General features: G+C 56.8%; 19 protein-coding genes. 8 read left to right on the forward strand and 11 right to left on the reverse strand.

The window, feature by feature from the left end; translation table 11 throughout:
- The first annotated feature begins 12 nt into the window (after positions 1-12).
- Together LOY36_RS14045 and LOY36_RS14050 are read left to right on the forward strand one after the other, a co-directional pair.
- Positions 13-1251 (forward strand): thiolase family protein, encoded by a 1239-nt coding sequence (locus tag LOY36_RS14045; RefSeq protein WP_019649722.1) that lies wholly within the window; start codon positions 13-15, stop codon positions 1249-1251.
- 11 nt (positions 1252-1262) lie between these two features.
- Positions 1263-2630: an FAD-binding oxidoreductase gene (locus LOY36_RS14050; RefSeq protein ID WP_019649723.1), complete on the forward strand. Its 1368-nt coding sequence runs from the start codon at positions 1263-1265 to the stop codon at positions 2628-2630.
- A 26-nt stretch (positions 2631-2656) separates the two neighbouring features.
- Here LOY36_RS14050 and LOY36_RS14055 read toward each other — a convergent pair whose 3' ends face one another.
- On the reverse strand, positions 2657-2797 hold the full coding sequence (locus tag LOY36_RS14055) for a hypothetical protein (RefSeq protein ID WP_019649724.1): 141 nt from the start codon (positions 2795-2797) through the stop codon (positions 2657-2659).
- A 41-nt stretch (positions 2798-2838) separates the two neighbouring features.
- Here LOY36_RS14055 and LOY36_RS14060 point away from each other — a divergent pair, with 41 nt between their 5' ends.
- From LOY36_RS14060 to LOY36_RS14070, 3 genes are read left to right on the forward strand one after another with little or no spacing between them, the layout of a single operon-like run.
- A complete protein-coding gene (locus tag LOY36_RS14060) occupies positions 2839-4311 on the forward strand; it encodes an FAD-dependent oxidoreductase (protein WP_026345877.1) in 1473 nt (490 codons plus the stop codon).
- A 9-nt stretch (positions 4312-4320) separates the two neighbouring features.
- On the forward strand, positions 4321-4977 hold the full coding sequence (locus LOY36_RS14065) for a c-type cytochrome (RefSeq protein ID WP_258674081.1): 657 nt from the start codon (positions 4321-4323) through the stop codon (positions 4975-4977).
- A 39-nt stretch (positions 4978-5016) separates the two neighbouring features.
- A complete protein-coding gene (locus LOY36_RS14070; protein WP_258674082.1) occupies positions 5017-5679 on the forward strand; it encodes a hypothetical protein in 663 nt (220 codons plus the stop codon).
- Between the two features lie 90 nt (positions 5680-5769).
- On the opposite strand, the gene LOY36_RS14075 is transcribed toward LOY36_RS14070, so the two are convergent.
- From LOY36_RS14075 to LOY36_RS14095, 5 genes are all read right to left on the reverse strand, one after another.
- Complete coding sequence (locus LOY36_RS14075) at positions 5770-6426, reverse strand: c-type cytochrome (protein WP_019578919.1); 657 nt, start codon at positions 6424-6426, stop codon at positions 5770-5772.
- Positions 6426-7913 (reverse strand): FAD-dependent oxidoreductase, encoded by a 1488-nt coding sequence (locus tag LOY36_RS14080; RefSeq protein WP_258674084.1) that lies wholly within the window; start codon positions 7911-7913, stop codon positions 6426-6428. The genes LOY36_RS14075 and LOY36_RS14080 overlap by 1 nt, the downstream gene beginning before the upstream one ends.
- 190 nt (positions 7914-8103) lie before the next feature.
- Positions 8104-8766 carry a TetR/AcrR family transcriptional regulator gene (locus LOY36_RS14085; protein ID WP_258674085.1) on the reverse strand — a complete coding sequence of 221 codons (663 nt, stop codon included), beginning with the start codon at positions 8764-8766 and terminating at the stop codon, positions 8104-8106.
- A 90-nt stretch (positions 8767-8856) separates the two neighbouring features.
- Complete coding sequence (locus LOY36_RS14090) at positions 8857-9273, reverse strand: RidA family protein (RefSeq protein ID WP_019578922.1); 417 nt, start codon at positions 9271-9273, stop codon at positions 8857-8859.
- 13 nt (positions 9274-9286) lie between these two features.
- Positions 9287-10120 (reverse strand): phytanoyl-CoA dioxygenase family protein, encoded by an 834-nt coding sequence (locus tag LOY36_RS14095; RefSeq protein WP_064617876.1) that lies wholly within the window; start codon positions 10118-10120, stop codon positions 9287-9289.
- A 1112-nt stretch (positions 10121-11232) separates the two neighbouring features.
- On the opposite strand from LOY36_RS14095, the gene LOY36_RS14100 reads away from it, so the two are divergent.
- The 3 genes from LOY36_RS14100 to LOY36_RS14110 all read left to right on the forward strand — a co-directional run bounded on the left by LOY36_RS14100 (position 11233) and on the right by LOY36_RS14110 (position 13614).
- Positions 11233-11835 carry a cytochrome b/b6 domain-containing protein gene (locus LOY36_RS14100; protein ID WP_258674088.1) on the forward strand — a complete coding sequence of 201 codons (603 nt, stop codon included), beginning with the start codon at positions 11233-11235 and terminating at the stop codon, positions 11833-11835.
- A 3-nt stretch (positions 11836-11838) separates the two neighbouring features.
- Positions 11839-12606 carry a molybdopterin-dependent oxidoreductase gene (locus LOY36_RS14105; RefSeq protein ID WP_258674090.1) on the forward strand — a complete coding sequence of 256 codons (768 nt, stop codon included), beginning with the start codon at positions 11839-11841 and terminating at the stop codon, positions 12604-12606.
- A 141-nt stretch (positions 12607-12747) separates the two neighbouring features.
- The gene (locus LOY36_RS14110; RefSeq protein WP_258674092.1) at positions 12748-13614 is read left to right on the forward strand and encodes a patatin-like phospholipase family protein; all 867 of its coding nucleotides are present in this window, start codon (positions 12748-12750) and stop codon (positions 13612-13614) included.
- Between the two features lie 76 nt (positions 13615-13690).
- Here the strand turns inward: LOY36_RS14110 and LOY36_RS14115 are convergent, their stop codons facing one another.
- The 5 genes from LOY36_RS14115 to LOY36_RS14135 all read right to left on the reverse strand — a co-directional run bounded on the left by LOY36_RS14115 (position 13691) and on the right by LOY36_RS14135 (position 19009).
- Positions 13691-15109 (reverse strand): aldehyde dehydrogenase family protein, encoded by a 1419-nt coding sequence (locus tag LOY36_RS14115; protein WP_258674093.1) that lies wholly within the window; start codon positions 15107-15109, stop codon positions 13691-13693.
- Positions 15110-15121: 12 nt separating this feature from the next.
- A complete protein-coding gene (locus LOY36_RS14120; RefSeq protein ID WP_258674181.1) occupies positions 15122-16162 on the reverse strand; it encodes a homoserine dehydrogenase in 1041 nt (346 codons plus the stop codon).
- A gap of 115 nt (positions 16163-16277) precedes the next feature.
- Positions 16278-16715, reverse strand: coding sequence for an Lrp/AsnC family transcriptional regulator (locus LOY36_RS14125; protein WP_019649830.1), 438 nt, complete (start codon positions 16713-16715; stop codon positions 16278-16280).
- A complete protein-coding gene (gene thrC, locus LOY36_RS14130) occupies positions 16712-18100 on the reverse strand; it encodes a threonine synthase (RefSeq protein ID WP_258674094.1) in 1389 nt (462 codons plus the stop codon). Before thrC ends, LOY36_RS14125 begins: the two co-directional genes overlap by 4 nt.
- A gap of 18 nt (positions 18101-18118) precedes the next feature.
- On the reverse strand, positions 18119-19009 hold the full coding sequence (locus LOY36_RS14135; protein WP_258674095.1) for a LysR substrate-binding domain-containing protein: 891 nt from the start codon (positions 19007-19009) through the stop codon (positions 18119-18121).
- Between the last annotated feature and the right edge of the window lie 28 nt (positions 19010-19037).

Raw genomic sequence — 19037 nt, forward strand, 5'->3', positions numbered from 1 at the left:
AGGAGTTAAGTGATGGAACCCATTTACATAGCCGGCATCGCCATGACCCAATTCGGACGTCATCTGGAGCGTAGCCTTCAGGATATGGCTCTGGAGGCGTTGCAGGGGGCTCTGGCAGACGCCCGCGCCCAACGCTCCGACATCGAGGCAGTGTTTTACGCCGGCATCACCAACGGCCATCTACAAGGCCAGCTCTCCATCCCGGGGCAGGTGATGTGCAGCAAGATCGGCATCGAAGGTGTGCCGGTCTACAACGTCGAAAACGCCTGTGCCTCGGGCAGTACTGCGGTTCATCTGGCGGTGCAGAGCTTGCGCTCGGGGGCTACCGATGTGGTGTTAGCGTTGGGCGCCGAGAAAATGAACGTGCCGGACAAGTCGCGGGCACTGGCACTGTTCGAAACCGGCTGGGATGTTTCCACCGCCGAGGAGAACTACGCCACGCTGGTAAAAATGGGGGAGGGCATCGTTGTTCCGCCAGGCTCGGAGTCTGATCGCCCGTACAGCAAGTTCATGGCCATTTATGCCGCCATGTGCCGTTGGCACATGAAGACCTACGGCACCACACAGCGGCAGATCGCGGCGGTGTGTGCCAAGAACCATCAACACTCGGTGCACAACCCTTATTCGCAATTTCGCAAGACCTTCACCATCGAAGAGGTACTGGCGGCGCCACCGATCACCTATCCGATCACGTTACCGATGTGCGCGCCGTTGTCCGACGGCGCGGCCGCCGCGATCATTTGCACCGAGGCGGGCCTGAAACGCATCGGGGCCGATCCGAAACGTTGTGTGCGAATCGCCGCCAGCGTGATCCGCAGTTTCACCTTGCGTGGACTGGATGAGCCGCACAAGCACGTCAGCCTGTTGGCTGCGCGCCAGGCCTACGAGATCGCCGGACTCGGCCCGCAGGACATGCATGTGGCCGAAGTTCACGACGCTTCGGCAATGGGGGAAATCATCCAGTCGGAAAATCTCGGACTGGCGCCGCTGGGGGAGGGTGGAATTTGCGCCGAACGGGGCGATTTCACCCTGGGTGGCCGCATACCGATCAATACCTCCGGCGGCCTGGAGTCCAAAGGTCATCCGCTCGGCGCAACGGGGATCGGCCAATTGTACGAGTTGACCACTCAATTGCGCGGGGAAGCCGGGGCGCGCCAGGTACACGGCGCGCGGCATGCCATCCAGGAAAACGGCGGCGGTCTTCAAGGTGTTGAGGAAGCAGCGGTCGCTATTCACATCCTGAGTCGATAGGAGCGCATCACATGTCCATGACCTATCAAGCGCAAGAGCTGGAAAGCCACTTTGCCGGCGGGCATTTCCGCCGGTTGGGTGGCTGGGTCGAGAGTCCGGTTGATCTGCAGCCGGAGCTCGAAGGCGATGTCAGCGCGGATGTCATCGTGATCGGTGCCGGTTTTGCCGGGCTGTCTACCGCCCTGGAGCTTACGGCGCTGGGTGCGAAGGTAATCATCCTTGAACAGGAATTTGCCGGTTTCGGTGCCAGTGGTCGCAATGCCGGTTATCTGGGCGGAAGCATCGGCATTGAGTTCGAGCTGTTCTTGAAACGTGTCGGTCACGAAAAGGCGAAAAACATCGTCAGGTTCTACGACGAAGGTGTCGCCTACGTCGAAGGCCGATTGCGCGAACTGGGTATCGACTGCGACTACAACGCCTCGGGAATCATCAGGGCGGGCATCCATCCTTCCCAGGAGAAAAAGCTACGCAAGAGTATGGCAGTGGGTGACGAACTTGGCTCCCGTACCGAGTTTCTGGATCAGGCTCAAATGCGCGCACGGGGGATTCCACCGGCATTTCTGTTTGGCTGCCTGCAACGCCATGGCGGTACGCTGGACCCCGGCAAATACGTGATGGGACTGCGGCGGGCGGCGCTCCAGGCAGGCGTGAAACTGTATGAGAATACGAAGTTGGTGTCGTATTCCGATGGGCCGACGATCACCTGCCAAACCACGCACGGTCGTGCGACAGCCCCGAATTTGGTGTTGGCCACCAATGCCTATACGCCGCAAATCGGGCTTCTGCGCGACAAGATTGTTCCATTTCGGGTGTCGGCAGTCGAAACCGAGCCATTGTCTGCGCAGCAGTTGGCGTCATTGGGATGGGCAGGACGGGAAGGGTTGATGACACCGCACTGGACCATGGAAAGCCATCGTCTGACGGCGCGTAATACGTTGCTGCTGACCACCAAACGGCTCGGCTATGTCTACGGTTCCAAAACCCCGAACATTCCCGACGATGTTGCCTACCGCGAGCTGGAAAACACGCTGGGGGCACGTTTCCCGACTTTGCGCGGTATTGGTATTCAATCGTGCTGGAGCGGCTACGTCAGCATGGCCTACGACGCGTTGCCGGTGGTGGGCGAAACCGGAACCCACCACAACATTATCTACACCGCAGGCTGCTCCGGACACGGCATCGCCACCCAGTCGCTGATCGGGCATCTGCTGGCGGAAAGAATCGGCGGCATCGAGCATCCGTTGCTCGCTGCGCTGCGCCACAAAACCCCGAAAACATTGCCAGAGCCGCTGCAATGGTGCGCCGTGAATCTGGCGCTAGGGGTGGCAAACAGCCTCGACGAATACACCAACCGCAAGGTTGCACGCACTCATCGTTAATCGTTGAGGGCGCGCAGAACAACGCGTTAAAGGAAGACAACACGCTGATTTTCAGTGGTGGCACAGGCCTTGAAGTCATTGGCCGGGCAGGCGCTCGCCTGCAGAAAGACAAAATGGATTTTGTTTCTGCCACCGCTTTTTTTACTGCCGCACGGACGCTCTGTCATGAGCGTTCAATCCAACAATAACGTTATGTGAGGCATCGATTATGAACACTGACGCCCCTCCAGATTTAAAACGAAGACAATTGCTCAAACTGGCCGGTGCTACAGCGGCGGTGGGATCGATTGGTTTGAACATCGGCCTGGCCAATGCCGCCGATACGCTTTTGCAAGACAGCTCGGACAATGTTATCGACGTGGTGATCATTGGTGCAGGCCTTGCCGGTCTGACGGCAGCCCGCGATCTGCATCTGGCGGGTTGCCAGTCGCTGTTGGTGCTCGAAGCGCGCGATCGTGTAGGCGGGCGCACCCTTAATCACGATCTGGGTTCAGGCTACATCTCCGAGGTCGGAGGCCAGTGGATAGGCCCGGGGCAAACGGCTGTAGCGGATCTCGCCCGAGAGCTTGAGGTGGGCACCTTTCCGAGTTTCTACGACGGTGAAACCATCATCCTCGGCGGTGACGGACGTGTCGCCGTTGATTTGAAAGGCACGTTCGGCACCGATGAAGCCGTTTCGGCAAAGCTCAGTGAACTGTCGCGGGACGTGCCGTGCGGTACACCGTGGAAGTCACCCAGGGCCGCCGAATTGGACAAGCTCTCGGCAGGTGAATGGCTGGCTCAACAGAACATAAAGCCTGAGGATCGGGCTGGGTGGAACGCCAGTTTCCTCCTGACCTGCGGTGTTACGCCGGCAAAGATGGGCTTTCTGCATTTTCTGTCGATGATCAACTCGGCCGGTTGCGAATATATGCGGCTCGACTCAATCAAGGACAGCGCGCAGGGCACACGGATCGTCGGTGGTTCGCAGATTCTCAGCAGCAAGATGGCGCAACTGTTGGGCGACAAAGTTCGCTTGTCCTGTCCAGTGCGAAAGATTACCGACTGGAATCGCGACATCGTCAGACTCCAAACGGATCAAGGCGAGATACGTGCCCGGCGGGTGATCATGGCGATTCATCCCGCACTCTGCCAACGCTTGCAGTTCGATCCACCGCTGCCCGAAGCCCGTGCAGCCTTGCAACGTGCCTGGCCGGCACACTCTCCGGCCCGCAAGACCGCGATGGTCTACCCGCGGCCTTTCTGGCGTGACAAAGGCTTGAACGGCCACATCATTCAGGTGGGGGGGCCGGTCATCTGGGCTTACGACAACTCACCGCCCAACGGTGAAATCGGAGTCATCAATGCATTCGTCATGAATGCGGCAGCACCTGCTGATCCTGAAGCCGCTAAACGTGTGCAGACCGAGATCTATGCGCGTGCCTTGGGGGACGAAGCGCTTAACCCCGTCTCCTACCACGATCATGACTGGGCGCATTTCGACCCATGGACGATCACTTGCGTGTCGCCGATTCCTCCAGGCTTCTGGTCAACTCATGGCGAGGCGCTGCGTCCACCCTGCGGCAATCTGTTCTGGTCGGGCACTGAAACTGCTGATATCTGGGCAGGCTACATGGATGGTGCCGTACGCGCCGGACACCACAGCGCCTTACAGGTGCTCAACGCCTTGCGTCGGGCATAGGAGGCGACAATGAAAAAAATCATAGCGTTTGGCGTCATCGCAGTCATTGCCGTGCTGTTGGCGATTTTCGGTCGTGACCTTCTCGATCTCTATCGCCTGCAGAGTTACATCACCACGTCCACTGAGGCGTACCAGACCGAACGTGGGAGCTGGCCGCATCTGACGGATGCCTGCACGGGTTGCCATGGCAGCAAGGGCAACTCGCTGAACTCGCCTTATCCGAGTCTGGCCGGACAGCCGGCCGCGTACCTGTCTGCGCAGTTGCACAACTTCGCCAGTGGGCAACGGGCTGCACCCAATATGGGGCCGTTGGCGATGACCCTCAGCCGCGATGATATTGATCTGCTGGCGAATTTCTATTCTCGGCAATCCGTCAGCGCGAATGCGGCTTTCAGCCCTGACGAAGGTCTGAAGGAAAAGGGCAAACAACTGGTGCAAACGAGAGGCTGTGCAGCCTGCCACGGTGGCCAGTTGATGGGGCACGACGCGTTTCCTCGCTTGGCCGCGCAAGGGCACGACTACCTTTTAGCGCAGCTCAACGCTTTTGCCACAGGTGAGCGCAATGAGCCCAGCGGCGCAATGAAAGCAATGGCGGCCGCGCTGTCAGCGGATGAGCGTAAGGCGATTGCCACCTACCTTGCCGCACTGGCTCCTCAACCCAAATAAATCATCAAATTTTCTGTCAGATGTATCGAGGCTATCGTTATGGAACCGAGAAATATTGTGCTGTGCCTTGCCTGTTTCTTGCTGCTCGCGAATGGGCTGACCTTCGGCATCAAGTTTCTTAAAAAAAGAAACCTGCTACTGGCTCTCGAGTGGTTTGTGGTCGCCTTTTCCGCGACAAACTTCCTGATATTTTTCCTCACCGGATCGGAGCATTCGTACCTCATTTCATACTTTTGCGATGCGTTCTCCAGAGCCTTCGGGATCCCGATCATTACGGTACTCGGGTTGATGGCGGTGACGCATACCTACAAGCCCTCAGTGCGCAAGGAACTCATGATGTTTGCCGGTGCCCTGGTGGGCACATTCGCTTTGATTTCCACCAAGGTTCTGATCACGCTCCTGCCGTATTTCTACGTGATGATGTGGGTGATGTTTTCGGTTTATCTGGTCTATTTCGCAGTGAGGCTCGCAAGCGCCGGAGAGTTCCTGCACGCGATCGGGGTGATATTTGGCATGCTCGCCTCACTGACCATTGCTTGCATTTATGACTTCTACAAAATCCCTGGGGACGACACTAACGTGCTGCTGAACTTCTATGTTCTTGCGCTGACTACTTGGGCTTATTTACTGGTGCACTTGTACTACGCGTATTGCGCCTTAGAGCGTTCGAAGAACTCAATGGCGCTTTTGCAGACACGCTGAGAGATATGTTTTTCAGGTATGCGAAGCCGCCATTCTGGCGGCTTTTGGCGTATGAAAGAGGAGGGCGGCGGGCATCCTTGCCCAGCGGGATCAGGGCACCAGATTCGCCAGATAGTGCGACAAGGCCTTGATATCCTCGTCGGACAACGCACCCGCCATAGCATTCATGGCTTGAGTCGGATCTTTGCGTTGGCCAACTTTGAAGGCTTTCAGTTGGTCCGTCAGATAAAGCTGCCCTTGTCCCGCGATGCGCGGAGCCAACGGGCCGCCAGACAATTTTTCGCCGTGACAGGCTGCACATCCATTGGCGACGACCACACGCTGACCTTGCTGTTGAAGAGCATCATCTTTCGTCGTGACTTCAGTTACGCCTGGTTTCTGTTCGGCGAAATAACTGGCCAGACGCTTGATCTGCTCATCTGTCAGATTCGCCGCCAGCGGACTCATCTGTGCACTGTGTCGGCGTCCTTCGGCAAACGCATGTAACTGGCTTTCGATGTACGCTGCGGACTGACCCGCAAGAGCGGCATACTGGGCGTCCCGCGGCTGGCCTCTTGCGCCATGACAGAGTGCGCAGGTGTCCTGCAATTGTGGCCACGCACCACCATCGGCCTGGTAATCAGCGTCATGCTGATCCACGGCATTCATAAAGCGGTATCCCGCCAACAGTTCTGGCCCATAGATCACTGTCGATCCCGCCAGCGCGGTTGTCACAGCGATTGCCCCAATCACGATAGTCCGCTTCATCAGACGTTCCTCCCCGGTTGAACCAACGCCTGTAGCGCTTCCATCGCCGCTCGATGGCCTGCGCGGATTGCGCCATCCATCGCCCCAGCCCAGATCTCCGCCGTTTCGGTGCCGGACCAGATCAGACGGCCAACGGCCGGGGTCAGGTATTCGCCCCATTGAGTCCAGAAACCGGGGGGCATTGGAGAAATGCAGCTCAGGGTCCATGGGTCGACTTTGCCCCAGTCCTGATCATGGAACTGGATCGGATGCAGGGCTTGCTCGCCCATAGCTTGGGCGTAGATCTCCGACAAGGTGTCCTGCGCCGCTTTGGGGTCATGGGGTAATTGCCCAGGCCTGATAAAGCCGCTCAGGACGCCCAGACTACCGTCCGCAGGGGAGTTGTCGTAGGCCCAGATCAGGGGGCCCTCCACTTGTACGATCTGCCCGTTAAGGCCTTGGTCTCGCCAGAACGGTCGCTCATAGACGTGTACGGTCTTGCGCATTGGCGCATGGGCCGGCCAACGTCGCTGCAGCTCGGCGCGCTCGGTTGGCAAAGGCGGATCGAAGATGATCTGATTGCACAGCGCCGGGCTCAGGGCGGCAATCACCTGCCGCGTGCGGATGATGCCCTGGTCGGTATGCAATTCGACGACATCACGATCCCAACCGACAATTTTGCGCACCGGACACGCCAGCCGGACTTTGTCACCCAGAGCCTGTGCCATCTTCAAGCTGAGGGTCTGAGAACCACCTACCAGCCGTGATTCCTGCGCGCCACCTTTGATGCCTTCGAGCTTTTCGAGGCGGCAGTCGGAGGAGTTGATCATCGCCAGGTAATGCAGCAGGCCCATGCCGGCCGGCGCCGTACCGAAGGTCAGACTCACGGACATGTTGAATCCGATCTTGTCTACGTTGCTGATGCCTTGTTCGGCTAGCCATTGGCCAACCGAGAGTTTGTCAAGCTCAGCAGCGTCCTTGGCTTTCCAGGGCGCTTTACTGGGAACACCTTCGGCCAGCTTGTTCAGTTTGCCGACGATTTCAGTGTTGGAATTCGGGCCATCGCTGACATCCTCTTGGATCTTTTCGTCGCCCATCAGATAAACCGCCTTGCCCTTGTAATAAGTAGGGAAGGTTGCGACATCGAGCTGCCTTGCCAGATCCGCAATCGATGTTTGGCCAGGACCGATCCATTGGCCGCCGGCCTCAGAGATGACGCCGTTGCCCAAGTCATGGTTGTACGTGCGGCCACCGACGCGATCGCGGGCCTCAAGGACTACAAACGACTCGCAGCCGGCGGCCTGAAGATCCCTGGCTGATGTAAGCCCGGACAGCCCCGCGCCCATGATCACCACGTCCAGTATCGAAGCGTCTGTCGCAGGTTCGGTTTGAGCCATGGCACGCCCACTGATGCCAAGTCCTCCGGCGAGGGCGGCGCCTCCGATCGCTTGCAATAACAATCGTCGCTGCCGTGATTGCGTCGACAGCTCATCGAGATCCGAATCCATCTTCACCTCCTTTTTCTATTTATAATTACAGATGTTATGTGAATATATGACGGAAGAGGTCTTCAGCAAAGTGAAATCGAGAGGATGGCGATAAAGAGTGGATTTGAGCGTAAGGAAGATGCAGATATGCTGGGTTCGCTCCCCGAATGAAGCGAACCTTGTTGATGGTATGAAGACAGGGTAGGGGGATTTATCGAGAGGGGCTGATCAGCGTGATGACGGCATCCATCAACGCCTTGCTGCGTTTGGGTTCAAATCGTTCCGGCTCGATCGGCAGCATCATCATCCAGCCGTCACTCAGTGCGCTGAGCTGGTCAGCGAGTAGATCGGCAGGAATGTCCTTGCGGATGATGCCTTGGGTTTGCCCCTTGGCCAGAATGGTCGCGAGATCCTCTCGGAATCGCGAGTAACGTTTCTGGATCACATCGGCAAACACTGGCTCGTGCCGGGCGTGGGCGAGCATTTGAAACAAGGCAAGCCAGCGGGCTGAGTCGTTGGCTTGAGTCAGGTTCAACCACTGCTCGATCATTGCCCTGACGTCGACTTTTTCTTGATCGGACTCCAGCAGATCGTCGAACTCGTCGAACAGACTCTGCGCGGCCGCAGTGATCATCTCTTCCTTGTTGGCGAAGTAGTAGGTCACGGCGCCAGTCGTGCAGCCAGCATGACTGGCGACTTTGCGCAGAGAAGTCCCGGCATAACCCTCCTGGGCAATCACCTCGATGGCAGCGGTCAACAGTTCTCCGCGTTTTTCCAGGCGATTGCCTACCGGGCGTCCTCGGCGTGGGGCGTGTGCGGAATCACTGTCAATGGGTTGCTGACGATCCGTGGAAGGCGCTTGGGCATCATGCATGAGAGAAAGTGATTCCGTTGGTTGAAGGCGTTGAGCCGACAGCGGCTGCGAACGCCATTTTGGCTTGGCATGTCGAGAACATGCAATCCTTCAGATTCGACCGCTATTAATCACAGCAACGGCTCGTACTTCCACTCGCAATCCGGGAAGTGCAAGTTGTGAAATACCGACAGCGGTCCACGCTGGATAGCGCTCGGGGAAGTACTCGTCCTTTACCTGCCCAAAGGCATGAACTTCACCCTGAAGATCCGTGTGGAAGGTCATCAACTCGACCACATCGGCCAGGCTTGCGCCTGCGGCCTCAAGGATGGTTCTCAAGGACTGAAACGCCAGATGGGATTGTGCCTGGATACCTTCGGCAGGAACCATGGACGCGTCGATACCGACCTGGCCGGACACCCAGATCATGTTCCCGACACGCGTCGCCTGGGAAAAATGGAAGGTGTCGTAGATGGCCTGGGTGTGACCAGGATTGATCGATTGACGCTGCAGGTCTTGAGTACTCATGGCGTTACTCCTCTTATATTAATTGGCGGAACGTTGGGTGGCGGAAAGGATCTCCGGCTTTCAAGGTCGACAGCTCCTCACTGAACAGCACGCCCTGTTGCGGGTAACCGGCGGCGCTGTGCTCTGGCAGAGGTCGAAAGGTTGCGTCGTCTCCAAAGAAACGGAAGACGAAGGTATGGCGGTCCGGGAAGGCTGCATCCACCGGCGCACCGCCGTGTAGCGAACCAGGATGCAGCAGGACGATATCGCCGGGCTCGGTGGCCCACGAAATGATGTCGAACGCCTTGGGATTGTTCTGACGCAGAGCCTCAATGTCAGGCAGACGCGGCAAGGCATCGCCGCCATGCAGAGGTTGCGTCGGATCATTTGGGTCGCGAAACGTGGTGCCGTCGTAACGCGGCCCTATGTGTGAACCTCGGACGATCTCCAAAGCGTTTTTCTTCGGGACCGATTCAAAACTGATCCAGGCATTGGCCCAGTGGTTTCCCGCCCACGGCAGGTAAGACGTGTCCTGATGCCAAAGTGTGCGAGATCCGCGCCCACCGGCCTTGAGAAATACTTCTTCGGCGAAATACCACACATTCTCCGAGCCCCAGAGCTGTGCAAACAGCTCGCCAAAGGGCAGGGAGGTCACCAGTTCTTCGAGACGGGCCTTGGCGACCGGATTCGCATTGTCGACGTGCGATTGTTGCTCAGTTCCGTCGAACATTCGGGTCGCATGAGGGCCATGATTCTCGACAGCCCAGTCGTAGGCTGCCCGGCACTTGGCCAATTGATCTTTGTTCAGAAAACCTTTGATCAGGACGGCCCCGTCTTCCAGGAACGCCTTTCGCACAGAGGGTTGCATGAGAGCTTTCTCCTCGAAAATGCCACTTGGCGATTTGGATGCTAGCAGTCACTCAGATTAAACACAACACCAGTTATGTTTAATCTATGGCAGCCTATAATGTCCTCCCGCCGGGAGATTCCTAGAGCTAGGTAAAGGCGTGCGGGTAGCCATTGCATGGTTCATGGCAAGCTAGATCGTAGATAGCAGAGATGGGCCAAAATGAACGGGGGGCAGAGGCCTGCTTTCGGCAAATAGCGGTCGTTAACGCCTTGCCCAGCTAGTGAAGCTCTCCGCAATGTCAGCCCCTTACTCGCTGATTCATACTTAAATGGGGTTTCAGAGCAATGCTTGGTGCATGGGTCGCTAGGAGCGTAATTTTCGACGGCGTCGCCAGACATTGGCCAATTCCTGTATGGCTGTCCTTGAAATCCGCGCACCAACCCATGCCGAAAGCCACAGATTTCACACAGCGTCGTGATTGCTGACATTCCTGGAAGCATTGTTCATGCAGACCGATTAGGTGCGACGGATGCGGCAAGATCAGTGCTAGACCTCTGAGATATCAAACGACTACTGGGCAGGCGATCTGCAAACAACTCCGGCAACGAAGAATTTCCGATCCCGGTATGAAAGCTGATGCGCATATTTAAATAATATTTTTTGGAGGATGCAGTGAGCAGAATTCACTAAGGGGCTGATTGTTCGGCTGTTTCATATTTAGCTGCTTATACGCATATTTAAATAATCTCGACAGTGCAACCGGGCCAATCCTGAAACATGATGTTACGTGTAATGTATATTATGTTAAATGATGTGTCTGGGCGGAACTTTCATAAAAGCACCGCCTGCACTCCTCAATTACTTGTCGCTCCACGAGCAAGGGTCTTAGCCAGCTCATTCGCTCGCCTTTGGATTGAGTTGGCGTATCTACTGATGGCTGGTGCTTCACATGGGCAATCACGGCTTGAACAATGTAAAACGGCGCCTACAAGCTGATGCTAGTCTTGATAGAGACACTGTCAGGCAGGTGCTGTTTGCGACTCCAGTGGAGTTGCCGGTTAAGCACGGGGGATTGAGCCAACACGCTTCGTATTGGCCGTGGGGGGACTAGTCGGCACTGTGCCGGCAGGATGGGAATTGTGAGTAGCCCCCAAACGATTCACCCGATTTGGCTCCGGCTGACCCATTGGGTCAACGTCATCGCTGTGTTCATCCTGGTGATGAGCGGCTGGCGTATCTATAACGCTTCACCGATTTTTTTCTTTCGGATTCCCGACAGCATCACCTTGGGTGGTTGGTTGGCGGGCGCACTGCATTGGCATTTCGCAGCGATGTGGATACTGGTCATCAACGGCACCCTTTACCTTCTGCTCAATGTGTTCTCCGGCCGCATCGCCCACAAGTTTCTCCCGATACGCCCTGCCGAAGTTTTGCATGATTGCCTGGCGGCCCTCAGGGGCAAGCTCGCCCATGCCGACTTGCGGCAATACAACTCCCTGCAAAAGCTCGCCTACCTCTTTGTCGTGCTCGATCTCATTGTGCTCGTGCTATCGGGTCTGGTGATCTGGAAACCGGTGCAGTTTCCGCTGCTGAGGGAACTGATGGGCGACTATGACTCAGCGCGCATCGTGCATTTTGTCTGCATGAGCCTGCTGGTGGCCTTTGCCGTAGTGCATCTGGTGATGGTGGCTCTCGTGCCACGCACCCTGATCGCCATGCTGCGCGGACGCTAACTCATGAACAGAAAAGTAGACGGGCTAGATGACTCCGTCATCATCAAATCGGTAGCGCAGGAACTTGATCTACCCGCACGCAGACAGTTTCTTCGTCATGCTTGGACACTGGGCGCAATTGCCTTGTTGACGGGTTGTCGGCTGGATGACAGTGATTCGGTGGAGTCCATGCTGAAAATGGTGTCGCGCTTCAATGACAAGGTACAAGCGGCTCTATTCGATCCGAGCAGGCTGGCACCGACCTACCCTGAGTCGATGATGACGCGCCCGTTTCCTTTCAACGCCTACTACGACCGCAACAGCATCCCGAACATTGACGGAGCTGCTTTCAAACTCGCGGTTGGTGGCATGGTCCAGGATAAGCACAGCTGGCCCCTCACTGAACTGAACCAACTGCCGCACACCAGTCAGGTCACGCGACTGATTTGTGTGGAGGGCTGGAGCGCCATCGGTAAATGGGGTGGTGTAACCTTATCGACCTTTCTGCAACGTGTGGGCGCCGATATCAGTGCCAAATATGTCGGACTCAGATGCGCCGATGACTATTACACCAGCATTGATATGCCCACGGCCTTGCACCCGCAAACACTGCTCACCCTGCGCTATGACGATCAGGTCTTGCCAGCGGAATACGGTTACCCCCTGCGATTGCGGATGCCGACCAAACTGGGCTTCAAGAACCCCAAACATGTCGTGGAGATCTTCGTGACCAACGATTACCCCGGTGGCTATTGGGAGGATCAGGGTTACAACTGGTTCAGTGGCAGTTGAGCTATCGAGCGTCCTGATAACCGACGCATTGGACACATGACATCCATGATCGCGATGTCATGTGACTACCCTCTCCCACCGAAGTAACACCACCCCACCAGCTACACTCATTCGATACATTTCCGCACCGAGACTTCGACCATGGCGACCAAAACCGCAATCGTATTCGCTGGCGGCGGCAGCTTGGGTGCGGTCCAGGTGGGGATGTTGCGGGCCTTGGTCGAGGTCAATGTTCGATTCGACATGGTGGTTGGCGCTTCGGTAGGCGCAATCAATGGTGCCTACTTTGCCGCAAGGCCCGATTCCGATGGCGTCGAGGCGCTCGCCGGGTTCTGGCGCGGGCTGAGTAAAACGGACATCTTTCCCCTCTCCTGGCTCGATACCTGTAGAGGACTGCTCAAACGGCGTGGTTTTCTGTTGCAGCCGGCGGCCTTGCACCGATTGCTGGGTCAGGCACTGCCCATTCATCGCATTGAGGATGCGGCGCTGCCCCTACACATTGTCACCACCGACCTGCTCAGTGGTGCCGAGACGGTGCTGTCCAGTGGCGAACTTGAGCAGGCGTTACTGGCCAGCGCTGCCATCCCGTTGGTGTTCCCCTGCGTACAAATCGCCGATCGGTTCCTGGTTGACGGCGGCGTGGCAAGCAATACACCTATTTCGACTGCCGTAGCCTTGGGAGCCACCAACGTCGTGGTCATCCCCACCGGGGTGAGTTGCGCCCTGACACAACCGCCCCGAGGCCTGGTCGCCTTGGCCCTGCACACCGTCAATCTGATGAGCATGCGCCAACTGGTGAGCGACATCGAACACTTCCGCACGCTTACCAGCCTGCACATCGTCCCGCCCTTGTGTCCTGTGGATGTCTCGGTGTTCAACTTCGACCAGACCGAGTCTTTGCTGCAGCGTGCCTATGAGCAGACCCTCCGGTGGCTGGAACATGGGGGGCTCGAACGCACCAAGGTACCGGGGGCCCTGACCATCCATTCACATGCCCATGAGCATTGAGAAAAAACATCGGGTGTCACTGGACGAGCAACTTCACCCGATGTAACGGTCGACGGTAATTAGCTACTTTGATGGCTCAACCCATTTCATTGATGCAGACCACTTTGGGCTGTGTCATGTCCTCATAGGCAAACCGGACACCTTCTCGCCCCAGACTTCCGTACTTGAAGCCACCGAAAGGCATGGCATCAAAACGATAATCGGAAGAGTCATTGATCATCACGCCACCGGCTTGAATTTGCCGAGCCAATTTCAAGGCCTTGGAAAGATCACGTGTGAAGAGTCCCGCATGCAAGCTGTACTCCGCAGCGTTGGCCAGAGCAACAGCATCATCCAGGTGGTCAAAAGGCTCCAGGATGACAACCGGCGCGAAGACTTCCTGCTGCCAGATCCGACTGTTATGGCTTACACGCTCCAGCACGGTCGGCGCATAGCTTCCCACTTCACGATGGTGCCCACACAGAAGAACGGCCCCCTCGGCCAGTGCTTCATTTACCAATTGTTCGGTACGACGGGCCGCCTGTTCCGTAATCATCGGGCCTACATCCGTTGCTCGCTGGTCAGGATCCCCCACTACCAAGGCACGCGTTTGGCTGACAAAACGCTCACGGAAGTCCTCATAAATTGAACGATGTACAAGGATGCGTTGAGTACCGATGCAATTCTGCCCTGCTGCCCAAAAGGCGCCAGACACGCAGGACTCAACAGTCGGTTCGATATCGCAATCTTCAAGCACGAGAACCGGGGCATTTCCTCCCAGATCCATCGCTAGCTTCTTCAACCCTGCACTACGAGCAATGGCCTCACCCGTGGCAAAACCGCCCGTAAAGGAAATCATCCGAACTTCGCGAACCTCCACCAATGCTTTACCCAGATCGACGCCTCCGGTCGCCGGGGTTACCACAGACGGAGGCAGACCCGCTTCCACCAGGCACTCAACCAGCTTGAGAGCAGACAACGGTGCGAGCTCTGAGGGCTTCAGGATCACAGCATTACCACCGGCGATGGCCGGGCCAAGTTTATGGGCGACCAGGTTCAGTGGATCGTTGTAGGGAGTGATCGCGACGATAAGCCCCAACGGTTCCCGAGTGAACCAGCCCTGGCGCGATTCGGAGCCTTCATATGCCTCAAATGGAATCACTTCCCCGGCGTTACGACGAGCCTCTTCCGCCGATAGCTTCAGCGTATTCACACAACGCTTCACTTCCTTCTCTGCTTGTCGCAGCGTCTTCCCCGCCTCTGCAACAATGAGTTTGGCAAACGCTTCAGCCTCAAGCTCTACACGCCGGGCCGCCTCCTCAAGGATGCGTGCACGAAGGTGACGAGGCATTGCCGCACTCTCGCGCACGCCGATTCGCGCGCGTTCCAGCAAGCCAGGAACTGCGGTTGCATCGAGGCAAGGGACGCTTCCCACCAGGCGACCATCGAATGGACTGAACACATCAATCTGTTTGGCTTCAACAAGCTGGATACTGGCCATGCTGGATACGCTCATGACTATCTCCTGTTATTTGCCGTGGGCGGTGTGGATGGCGACGATGTCCGACAGCAATGCGAAGGCCGTCTCGATGCGCCCTGCCCCAGGCCCGGAAACCGTAATAGCTCCCAGCAGTTCGGTCTTGAATGACACTGCATTCGTAGCACCGCTGATTCCGGCAAGAGGATGTGAGTTCGACAGTAACCGAGCTTCCACACTCGCTCGAACCGAGCCATCTGCTTCACGATCGGCTGAGCCAATCAGCTTCCAGCTCGCGCCATTGGCACTTGCCTGGGCAATATCTTGCGCGCTGATATTGCTGATACCCGAGCACGCTACATCGCTGACATTCAGTCGTGCGTTGAGCAGTTCGTTGGCCAGGATCACTACCTTGAGGCGTACGTCAAACCCTTCCACATCGGCGGTTGGATCTGCTTCGGCGTAGCCGAGTTGTTGCGCTTGTACGACGGCATCGTTGAACGCCAGGCCGTCTTTCATCCGGGTGAGCACGTAGTTGGAAGTGCCGTTCAGGATGCCTTCGAAGCCTTGCACGTTGGCACCCGCCAGAGCCTGCCTGGCCAGACGAATCACGGGGGTGCCACTCATCACCGCTCCCTCGTATTCGAAGGCGACCTGGTTGCGACGGGCCAACGCCTTGAGCTCGGCACCGTGCAGCGCAATAGGTCCCTTATTGGTGGTCACTACATGAATGCCGCTTTCCAAGGCCCAGCGGCAAAAGGTAGTGGCGGGCTCGCCATCCACCGGATTGGTGAAAGTGGCTTCAGCGATGATGTCTGCACCGGAATGCTTGATCACGGTTTCGTTGAAGGCCTCGGCATTGCCGCCGGGCAGTTGAGCGAATGCGCCCTTCTCAACCGGCAGCGCCACCAACTGCTTTGCATCCAGACCGTCTTTGGCAACGATTGAGCCGAGGAACAGATCGGTGACCCCGACAATTTTAATGGTGAAGCCCAGGGCCTCTTTCCACTCGGCATTACGATCGGCGACCAATTGGGCGAAGCCACGGTTCACGCCACCAAACCCTACCAAGGCAATTTTGTACTCAGTCATAAGCGCTGTTCCTATATTGATGTTGTTCGATAGGAACATCCTAAGAGCCGGGCTTTGGCAGTTGAATATGGCAGAGTGCTGTATTAGTTGAGCGTTTTGCCCACGCACGATGTTGTCAAAACACCGCAGAAAGGACGAACGATGTCACGGTGTTTTCCACCCCCGGCATGGCCGCGATTTCCTTCCACACGAGATGGACGCGTTCAGGTGTGGCGGCATTCACACGCAGCATTAAATCGAACTCACCACTGAGTACTTCACATTGCACCACTTCGGGAATGGAGCGCAGCGCAGTCAGTACTTCTTCGCCACGCATGCGGTCGTAGCGATAGACAAAGATCACCGCGCTGATAAGCGACGTAGGCCGCCGGGACTCGCCGAGAAGTATCGTATAGCCCTGGATCGCACCGTCGCGCTCAAGACGCTCGATGCGCTGGCGCACCGCATTGCGTGACAAGTTGATCTTGGCACCCAGTTCGATATGGGCTATTCGCGCATTGGCGGTAAGTTCGGCCAGTATGCGTTCGTCCAACGGATCTAGAATGCGCTTCATGCAGACCTCTGCTGCGCCAGACGAAGAGCCTGGCACAGACCGTCAAGATCGCCCTTGGCCAGGTACGGTGGTTGCGCGCGCACCTCGACAGTGCTCGGAACGCTTGCTTGCCAGACGCCCAGTTCGGCCAACAGCGCCGCTGACTTGGCCGGCGCAATTTGCCCGAAGGTGACCATCGGCGCACCCAGGCTGCGTCGATGAAGCCTGCCGGCCAGTACACCGACAGCGGTGTGAGGATCGATGGCCGAGCCTGTCTCTCGGAACAGTTCGACTACTTCATCGCGCACCTGGGATTCGTGTACGGCATAGGAATCGAAGAGTACTCGAGCACGTAGCCATTGCTGGTTGCCGATGCTCATTTCTCCGCAACTTTCAAAATGCTCCATCAGTGCTTTTGTTGAGCAGCCATCGTGTTCGTAAACCTCCCAGATAAACCGCTCCAGGTTGGAAAACAACGAGAAGTCCATCGCCGGCGACACGGTTCGATTAGTCATCCGGGTGGAGTAGCGATTGCAATGAAAAAACTGGTGCAGGGCATCATTGCTGTTGGTGGAAATGATCACCTGATTGATCGGTAATCCCATTTTCTGCGCAATGTAACCAGCGTAGATTTCGGCCGAGCTGGCAGCTGGAACGCTAAAACCAACGGGACGTGAGCCACCGCCCAGTTGCAAGGCCGCGTGGAAGTAAAAAACGATCTGGGCCAGGACGCCGATCCAATTGGTCGAGTTGAAACAGACCGGCAACACTCCATCCAACGGCCACTCACGCAAGAGCCGGGAGACCAGCGTCTGGCAATCATCGAAATGACCGTCAACCGGAAACAGCTGAACCCGCTGCGGGTCGGCTGCCTGCAAGGCACTGAGTTGCTCAGGCGCAAGCCCGTCGCGCGGATACAGTATCGCCATGCGGGCGGCCGGGCAGTTAGCAAAGGCTTCAAGCGCCGCGACGCCGGTATCACCGTTAGTTGCACCGACTACCAACGCTTCCCTACCGACCTCTTCCAGAAAATGCTCAACCAGGCGCGACTGCAATTGCGCGGCGAAATCCTTGGAAGAACCGGTCGGGCCATGAAACAGCTGGAGTATCCACTCGTTGTGCCCGATTTGCTCAAGCGGCGTAATAGCGCGGTGCTTGAATTGTTGATAGCTGTCACTGAGCAAGGCACGCAGGGTGCTTTCGTCTATGGAGGAGCCAACAAAAGGCGAAATCACTCGCCAAACCAACTCATCAAACGGCAGCCACGACCAGCTGGCAATTTGTTTCTCGGTGAAGACAGGCAAACTGGCTGGGACATAGAGACCACCATTTTCGGCGAGCCCAGACAGAACCACACTGCGAAAATCAGCACGCATGTCGCCGCCGCGAGTGCTTACATAATCCATGGCAACTCCAAATCAGTTTTACAAAAGGCGATGGGCTTGAGCCACCAGCCAGGTAGAAAAATGTGCGGCATCAGGCGAGAGCACTTCGCTCTGTTCGTGCACCAGATAAAAGGATTCGCTTGCCTCGATTCGGTGATTGAATGGCGCAACCAATTGCCCGTTCTTAAGCAAATCCTCGACCACGGAAGACCGTGCCAGCGCAACGCCCTGCCCCAATTCGGCCATGCGGATCGTGGAAATCAGCGTGTCAAACTGAAGGCCACGGGAGTAGTCGACGTCGTCTGCTCCAACTCGCTTCAACCAGTAACCCCAACCTTCTTCGTACCCCAACACATGAAGGAGTGAATGGTTCATCAAATCGCGAGGCTCATGTATGGGTGAGCTGGCCATGAGCGTTGGGGAGCAAACAGGCTGAAGGATGTCCCAAGTCAATCGCTGAGCGCGCAAGCCCGACCACTCACCGCATCCCCAGCGAATCTCCAGGTCATCCTCGCCGTCCGGTTCTTTCACCCAAATATTGCTGATGTATCGAATATCAATCTGGGGATACTCCCGACAAAAATCTGCGAGTCGGGGGGCCAACCAATAGTGAAGAAAGGAAAGGCTGCCACGCACCTTCAAATGTCTTCGATTGCGCTGGCCGAAAATCTCGTTTGTGCCGACTGCAAGGCGACTGATCGCGTCTTGTACGACAGGCAGATACGACTGCCCTTCCTCGGTCAAGCCAAGTCCTCGAGGTAAGCGCTTGAACAGCGCCACACCGAGGTGACTTTCTAACTGACGGATCTGCTGACTCACAGCCCCTTGAGTCAAATGGAGTTCTTGCGCCGCGTGGGTAAAGTTTAAACAACGCGCCGATACTTCGAATGCCCTCAACCAGTTCAAGGGTGGTAGTGACTTTTGACTCATCGGCGCAACCTCATCAGGGCTTTATCTA

It is taken from the genome of Pseudomonas sp. B21-019 (assembly GCF_024749225.1).
In the GTDB taxonomy this organism is placed as follows: domain Bacteria; phylum Pseudomonadota; class Gammaproteobacteria; order Pseudomonadales; family Pseudomonadaceae; genus Aquipseudomonas.

Bases quoted from the DNA above. Each gene is read 5' to 3' on its own strand.
- LOY36_RS14045 (WP_019649722.1), top strand. From the start codon at position 13: ATGGAACCCATTTACATAGCCGGCATCGCCATGACCCAATTCGGACGT.
- LOY36_RS14050 (WP_019649723.1), top strand. From the start codon at position 1,263: ATGTCCATGACCTATCAAGCGCAAGAGCTGGAAAGCCACTTTGCCGGC.
- LOY36_RS14055 (WP_019649724.1), bottom strand. From the start codon at position 2,797: ATGACAGAGCGTCCGTGCGGCAGTAAAAAAAGCGGTGGCAGAAACAAA.
- LOY36_RS14060 (WP_026345877.1), top strand. From the start codon at position 2,839: ATGAACACTGACGCCCCTCCAGATTTAAAACGAAGACAATTGCTCAAA.
- LOY36_RS14065 (WP_258674081.1), top strand. From the start codon at position 4,321: ATGAAAAAAATCATAGCGTTTGGCGTCATCGCAGTCATTGCCGTGCTG.
- LOY36_RS14070 (WP_258674082.1), top strand. From the start codon at position 5,017: ATGGAACCGAGAAATATTGTGCTGTGCCTTGCCTGTTTCTTGCTGCTC.
- LOY36_RS14075 (WP_019578919.1), bottom strand. From the start codon at position 6,426: ATGAAGCGGACTATCGTGATTGGGGCAATCGCTGTGACAACCGCGCTG.
- LOY36_RS14080 (WP_258674084.1), bottom strand. From the start codon at position 7,913: ATGGATTCGGATCTCGATGAGCTGTCGACGCAATCACGGCAGCGACGA.
- LOY36_RS14085 (WP_258674085.1), bottom strand. From the start codon at position 8,766: ATGCATGATGCCCAAGCGCCTTCCACGGATCGTCAGCAACCCATTGAC.
- LOY36_RS14090 (WP_019578922.1), bottom strand. From the start codon at position 9,273: ATGAGTACTCAAGACCTGCAGCGTCAATCGATCAATCCTGGTCACACC.
- LOY36_RS14095 (WP_064617876.1), bottom strand. From the start codon at position 10,120: ATGCAACCCTCTGTGCGAAAGGCGTTCCTGGAAGACGGGGCCGTCCTG.
- LOY36_RS14100 (WP_258674088.1), top strand. From the start codon at position 11,233: ATGGGAATTGTGAGTAGCCCCCAAACGATTCACCCGATTTGGCTCCGG.
- LOY36_RS14105 (WP_258674090.1), top strand. From the start codon at position 11,839: ATGAACAGAAAAGTAGACGGGCTAGATGACTCCGTCATCATCAAATCG.
- LOY36_RS14110 (WP_258674092.1), top strand. From the start codon at position 12,748: ATGGCGACCAAAACCGCAATCGTATTCGCTGGCGGCGGCAGCTTGGGT.
- LOY36_RS14115 (WP_258674093.1), bottom strand. From the start codon at position 15,109: ATGAGCGTATCCAGCATGGCCAGTATCCAGCTTGTTGAAGCCAAACAG.
- LOY36_RS14120 (WP_258674181.1), bottom strand. From the start codon at position 16,162: ATGACTGAGTACAAAATTGCCTTGGTAGGGTTTGGTGGCGTGAACCGT.
- LOY36_RS14125 (WP_019649830.1), bottom strand. From the start codon at position 16,715: ATGAAGCGCATTCTAGATCCGTTGGACGAACGCATACTGGCCGAACTT.
- thrC (WP_258674094.1), bottom strand. From the start codon at position 18,100: ATGGATTATGTAAGCACTCGCGGCGGCGACATGCGTGCTGATTTTCGC.
- LOY36_RS14135 (WP_258674095.1), bottom strand. From the start codon at position 19,009: ATGAGTCAAAAGTCACTACCACCCTTGAACTGGTTGAGGGCATTCGAA.